Origin of the sequence: Pseudoalteromonas sp. S3178, assembly GCF_005886985.1 — a bacterium.
Taxonomy (GTDB): Bacteria; Pseudomonadota; Gammaproteobacteria; order Enterobacterales; family Alteromonadaceae; genus Pseudoalteromonas; species Pseudoalteromonas carrageenovora.
Genome location: NZ_PNCW01000049.1, coordinates 42,271 through 48,977, shown reverse-complemented (window position 1 = coordinate 48,977; position 6,707 = coordinate 42,271). Strand labels below are relative to the sequence as shown.

General features: G+C 40.0%; 5 protein-coding genes. 3 read left to right on the top strand and 2 right to left on the bottom strand.

Translation table 11 applies throughout. The annotated features are described in order from the left end of the window. Positions 1-101 precede the first annotated feature (101 nt). Entirely contained in the window at positions 102-1,142 is a 1,041-nt protein-coding gene (locus tag CWC11_RS14145; protein ID WP_138683214.1) for a Leu/Phe/Val dehydrogenase, read from the bottom strand. A gap of 422 nt (positions 1,143-1,564) precedes the next feature. Beyond that, on the bottom strand, positions 1,565-3,091 hold the full coding sequence (locus CWC11_RS14140) for a fumarate hydratase (protein ID WP_104642383.1): 1,527 nt from the start codon (positions 3,089-3,091) through the stop codon (positions 1,565-1,567). Between the two features lie 167 nt (positions 3,092-3,258). Between CWC11_RS14140 and pabB the strand changes: the two genes are divergently transcribed. From pabB to CWC11_RS14125, 3 genes are all read left to right on the top strand, one after another. Next, positions 3,259-4,605, top strand: a complete 1,347-nt coding sequence (gene pabB, locus CWC11_RS14135; protein WP_138683213.1) for an aminodeoxychorismate synthase component I — start codon at positions 3,259-3,261, stop codon at positions 4,603-4,605. Positions 4,606-4,611: 6 nt separating this feature from the next. After that, positions 4,612-5,187: an NUDIX hydrolase gene (locus CWC11_RS14130; protein WP_138683212.1), complete on the top strand. Its 576-nt coding sequence runs from the start codon at positions 4,612-4,614 to the stop codon at positions 5,185-5,187. Positions 5,188-5,288: 101 nt separating this feature from the next. Continuing rightward, positions 5,289-6,665, top strand: a complete 1,377-nt coding sequence (locus CWC11_RS14125; RefSeq protein ID WP_138683211.1) for an L-serine ammonia-lyase — start codon at positions 5,289-5,291, stop codon at positions 6,663-6,665. Positions 6,666-6,707 lie beyond the last annotated feature (42 nt).

Here is a 6,707-nt window from a genome sequence, read left to right as displayed (position 1 = left end):
TTATGGGGAGTAACCACACTTTATAGGCTCCGCCTTGCCTAAAAACCAAACACACTGCTGCAAATTCAACCATCAAGGATCAACACGCCCTATTATATTGATTAAAGACCGTTTTTAATAATCTCTTGTGCTAACTCATCGGCAATTAAATGCGTTGATTTTTGCTCTTTTTCGCTTCGAGCAAAAATTTCAGTCAAAGTATCAAAAATCACCTCAACATGCTTATTAGATGCAGCTTTACTGTAACCTTCAGGTGCTGTTTCGTAATAAACATTAATAATACCGCCAGCGTTAATTACGTAATCTGGTGCATATAGAATGCCTTTTTCACGAATAACTTCACCGTGGCGAGACTCTGCCAGCTGATTATTAGCACAGCCTGCAATAATCGTCGCTTTTAAACGCGGAATCGTTAAGTCGTTAATCGTTGCACCTAACGCACAAGGCGCATATACATCAACATCTAAGTCGTAAATTTCATCAATACCAACCGCTGTTGCATTAAAGTCATTGACTACTCTTTCAATAGCGTCTTGGTTTATATCAGTAACAAACAACTCTGCACCTGCATCAGATAAATACTTACACAGCGCATAAGCAACTGAACCTAAACCTTGTACAGCCACTTTAATACCTGCAAAGTTTTGATGACCGCGTTGATGCTGTAATGCGGCTTTAATTCCTAAAAATGTACCGTAAGCAGTAAATGGCGATGGGTTACCACTTTTACCTTCAAGACCCAAAACGTAGTTTGTCTCTTTATTCATCAGGGCAACATCGTCGCAAGTGATATTTACATCTTCTGCACAGTAATAGCTACCACCTAACCCTTCTAGCTTTCGGCCAAAAGCACGAAATAACTGCTCTGATTTAATTTCTTTAGCGTTACCAATAATAACTGACTTACCACCACCAAATGGTAGGCGTGCAACTGCATTTTTATATGTCATGCCTTTAGCTAAACGCAACACATCGTAAACTGCATCGTCGTCATTTGCATAATCCCACATTCTACAGCCGCCAACAGCAGGGCCTAAATTGGTATTATGTACAGCAATAATTGCTTTTAAGCCTGACTCTTCATCAGAACAAAAAACCACTTGTTCGTGGTTATCAAATTCAGCTTGGTTAAATACAGCCACTTTAAATACTCCGAAAAATGAACCCGTGAGAGGGTATACGCGCTGGAAATTCACGAGACTTTACCACTTCATATTCAGGTTCGCCACACTAATGGATGATAAACCCAATGAAAACATCAAGCTTAAATTAAACAACCCAACAAAAGCCGTTTTAAAGATAAAAAAACCCGAATAAACAACTATTTTAATTTTAAAAACTAAATCAATAAAAACCACAACAACTTACGCTTACGTAAACGAGAGGAAACTAATAGATGTAAAGTTTAAAGTACAAGTGCCAATTATACTGCAATGCGCACAGTGTATAGGTTTATGAAAATTAGAGGGGTGTAATCAAAACTGGTCTGAGGTGTTAAATTAGTTGATAAGAGAATTTATAATACTAAAAAGCGAGCCTAAACTCGCTTTTTAAAATTAACGGCTTATTTTAATTTACCGTCTAACTCTTCAATTTTAGCTTTCCAAATTGCTGGGCCTTGCGTATGTGCATTTGCACCTTCGCTATCTACAGCAACTGTTACTGGCATATCTTCTACTTCAAATTCGTAGATTGCTTCCATACCTAAATCTTCAAAAGCGACAACACGTGCTTTTTTAATCGCTTTAGATACTAAGTAAGCTGCGCCGCCTACAGCCATTAAGTAAACTGATTTATGCTCTTTAATAGACTCAACTGTAGCAGGGCCACGTTCGGCTTTACCAATCATGCCTACAATGCCAGTTTTTTCTAGCATCATATCGGTAAATTTATCCATACGTGTTGCTGTAGTTGGGCCTGCTGGGCCTACGGCTTCATCACCAACGGCATCAACTGGCCCTACGTAGTAAATAAACTTGTTATCAAAATCTACGCCCTCAGGTAAACCTTCACCTGAATTGATCATGTCTTGCAAACGTTTATGCGCAGCATCACGGCCTGTTAAAATAGTGCCTGAAAGTAAAACGGTTTCACCCATTTTCCATTCTTGAACATCTGCTTTTGTTAATGTATTTAGATCAACACGGCGAGTACCCTCACCTACTTCAAATGTTACTTGTGGCCAATCTTCAAGTTTAGGTGCTTTCAAGTCAGCAGGACCTGAACCATCTAAAGTAAAGTGTACATGGCGAGTTGCAGCACAGTTAGGGATCATTACCACAGGTTTTGATGCAGCATGCGTAGGTGCTGTTTTAATTTTAATATCAACAACCGTAGTTAAACCACCTAAGCCTTGCGCGCCAATACCTAATTTATTAGCACGTTCAAAAATTTCTAAACGCAGTTTTTCTTCCGTAGTTTCTGCGCCGCGCTCCATAAGCTCATGAATATCAACCGGGTCCATTAACGACTCTTTTGCCATTACCGCTGCTTTTTCAGCAGTGCCACCTATACCTATTCCTAGCATGCCTGGCGGACACCAACCAGCACCCATTGTAGGTAATGTTTTTTCAACCCATGCAGCAACGTCATCTGATGGGTTTAGCATTACCATTTTACTTTTGTTTTCAGAGCCGCCGCCTTTAGCCGCAACCATTACTTCTACTTCACCACCAGCGACTAAATCAATGTGTACAACTGAAGGTGTATTGTCTTTCGTGTTTTTACGTGTGCCTGCAGGGTCTGCAACAATAGAAGCACGTAGTGGGTTATCTGGGTTCAAATACGCACGGCGAGTACCTTCATCAACCATTTGCTGAACTGTTAAATCTGTTTTATCCCACTTAACATCCATACCTACTTTTACAAAACACGTAATAATACCCGTGTCTTGACACAGTGGACGTTTGCCCTCAGCCGACATACGCGAGTTAATTAAGATTTGAGCTATTGCATCTTTTGCCGCTTTGCTTTGTTCTTTGTTGTAAGCTTTTTCTAAGGCTTGAACAAAATCAAGTGGGTGATAAAAAGAGATATATTGCAACGCATCTTCAATGCTATCAATAAAGTCTTGCTGACGGATTGTACTCATTAGTGGTTCCTTAAGTTACCGTTACGCATAGTCGCGTAATCTATATCAAACCGGTGACGGTGGTTTGCACTGTTTAATTACAGCGCTTTTACTTAAACGCTGCCAAAAAAATTTGACTTATGATACCCTCCCAGCCCGTTTCGAGCCAGTTCTTAAAGGGGCAGTAAATGCTAAACAATAAAAAAAATTGTACTAAATTAGCCATAACGCAAAACTGCATTGACGTTTTTGCGCATTTTTCGCATTTGCCTTACGCAATTCTTTTAGACTCAGCTAATAGTAATCATATTAATAGCCGTTTTGATATCATTGCTATTGAGCCGCAAAGTACCCTTGAAGTAAAAAATAACCAAAGTTATTTTAATAATATTGAAAGTAATCAATCATGCTTTGAAATTATGAACAGTGAGCTTTTAAAGCTCGATTGCACAAAAGCAGATTACGACTTGCCTTTTAATGGTGGCTGGCTTGGTTATTTTGGTTACGACCTAGGTCGTACAATTGAGAGTATGCCAAGTAAAGCTATTAATGATATTAACTTACCCCAAATGGCTATTGGCCTTTATTTAGATGCCCTAATTTACGATAAGCTTCAGCAAAGTTGGTTTTATGTATCTCAGCCAAACGTTGATCGCTTAGCCTTGTATCAGCAATATTTAGATAAAAGCGTGACAAGTAAAAATTTTGCTCTTAACAGCCAGTGGCAATCTAATATGAGCCAAGCAGACTACGCTTCTAAATTTGCAAAAATCGAAGATTATTTAAAAAGTGGTGACTGCTATCAAATTAATTTAGCACAGCGCTTTAGCGCTCACTACAAAGGCTCACCATGGAGCGCTTATATAAAATTGCGCGAGGCTAACAAAGCCCCTTTTTCAAGCTTTATTAATCATCCGCAAGGGGCCGTATTATCCATCTCCCCTGAGCGTTTTATTTGGGTAAATAATAACAAAGTTGAAACCAAACCCATTAAAGGCACCCTACCACGCAAAGCCGATGCGCTTGAGGACCAACATCAAGCTAATTTACTGGCCAACTCAGCAAAAGATCGTGCAGAAAATGTGATGATTGTCGATTTACTGCGTAACGATTTAGGTAAAGTTGCAAAACCAGGCTCTGTAAACGTGCCGTCTTTATTTGCTATTGAAAGCTTTCCGGCAGTACATCATTTAGTAAGCACCGTTACCTCAGAGCTCGATGAAGGTAAAACAGCGGTTGATCAGTTAAAAGCGGCCTTTCCGGGCGGCTCAATTACTGGCGCTCCTAAAATTAGGGCTATGGAAATAATTGAAGAACTCGAGCCACATCGACGCAGTATTTACTGTGGCTCTATAGGGTATTTAAGTGCCTGCGGTAATATGGATACCAGTATTACTATTCGTACTTTAGTCTGCCATAACCAACAAATTTACTGTTGGGCCGGCGGAGGGATAGTGGCTGATTCTAAAGTCGAATTGGAATATCAAGAAACATACGATAAAGTGAATAAAATCCTTCCTTTATTAACACAGTAGGTGGCTTTGAATAGTGAACATATTAGAGCGCGGTTTCAATTAAGCCCAATTACTGCGCCTAACCAGCTAAAAGATACACGTAAAAAACGCGCCAGTGCGGTCATGCTGCCGATTATCGATATAGACAATCATGCGCATATTTTGTTGTGTAAACGCCCTACTTATTTGCACCATCACCCTGGGGAAATTTGCTTGCCCGGTGGAAAGTATGAACAAAGCGATATTAAACTTCGTACGACTGCACTTCGTGAGCTTAAAGAGGAGCTTAATATTGCGCCAAGTAATGTAACTGTGCTTGGGCAACTACCTGAATACTCTACTTTAACTGGTTTTAGTATTAGCCCCTTTGTTGGTTTACTTAATAAAGCAACTAAATGGGAGAACGATCATAATGAAGTTCAAGCTAGTTTTTTACTTTCACTTAGCGATTTAAGTAACGACGCAAATTGGCAGCCTTTGCCTTTTCAACGCTTTGGTAAAACAATTACCTTACAAGGCTTTGCAACTCAACACGGACTACTTTGGGGTGCAACGGCAAGCATTATAAAAAACTTTACAAAACAGCTTGCCCTACCAGTTTAAATGTTCACTATTGTTGGTTACATGCTAACAATTCCACGTTATTATACTCGACCGTTCAAAGAACAGCCCCGTGCTGAGAAAACAAAGTAGAGACACACATTATGATCAGTGCATTTGATATGTTTAGCATTGGTATTGGCCCTTCTTCATCACACACTGTTGGCCCAATGCGCGCATCACGCTTATTTGTTAATGACTTACAAGAACAACAATTATTAGCAAATGTTACCGATATAAAAGTAGAGTTATACGGCTCATTAGGGCAAACAGGCGTAGGCCACGGCTCTGGTAAAGCGGTAATTTTAGGCCTTGCAGGCTACGACCCAGAAACAATAGATGCTGATTTAGTTGACGATATTTTGGCCACTATTGAAAATGAGCAAGTTATTTATCTAAACCAAACACATAAAGCTAAATTCCCTAAGCAAGGTGCAATTGTTTTTCACCGTCGAAAAACACTGCCTAAGCACTCAAATGCAATGGAAATTATTGCCTCAAACAATGGCGAAAAAATTTATAGTAAAGTTTATTACTCAATTGGTGGCGGCTTTATTGTTACCGATGAAGAGTTTGAAAACGAAAAACAAGCTGCGCTTGATATTAGAGAAGAAAACCCTGCCCCCTTTCCATTTGGCAGTGCCAAAGATTTGCTAGAAATGTGTAAAGAGTCAGGCTTGAGTGTATCTAGCTTGATGATGAAAAATGAAAAAACACTACGCAGTGAAGATGCAATTAAAGATGAGCTTTTTAATATTTGGCAAGTAATGAAAGCCTGCATTGAGCGCGGTATGCGCACCGAAGGTATTTTACCCGGTGGCCTAAAAGTTAAACGCCGTGCCCCTAGTTTATATTTAAAGCTTAATGTTGAAGTAAGTAACGACCCTCTTCGCGCAATGGATTGGGTTGATTTATTTGCCCTTGCTGTAAATGAAGAAAACGCAGCCGGCGGCCGTGTTGTTACCGCGCCAACTAACGGCGCTGCTGGTATATTGCCCGCTGTACTTATGTACTATCACACATTTATTAAAGAAGTGGATCGCGATATAGCAACACGCTACTTATTAACAGCTGCGGCTATTGGTATTTTATACAAAAAGAATGCTTCGATCTCAGGCGCTGAAGTAGGCTGTCAAGGTGAAGTAGGTGTTGCGTGTTCAATGGCTGCGGGTGCACTTACTGAAATAGTAGGCGGTAATGTTGTACAAGTTGAAAACGCTGCTGAAATTGGCATGGAACATAACCTAGGCCTTACCTGCGACCCTGTTGGTGGCTTAGTGCAAGTACCCTGTATTGAACGCAATGCAATGGGCTCTATTAAGGCAATAAACGCATCACGCCTTGCTATTCGTGGCAGTGGTGAGCAAAAGGTATCGCTTGATAAAGTAATTAAAACGATGCTTGATACCGGTAATGACATGAAAACTAAATACAAAGAAACCGCACGTGGTGGATTGGCTGTAAATATTATTGAATGTTAAATGCGATAAAATCAAAAAGCCGCCTATTGTAAAATAGGCGGC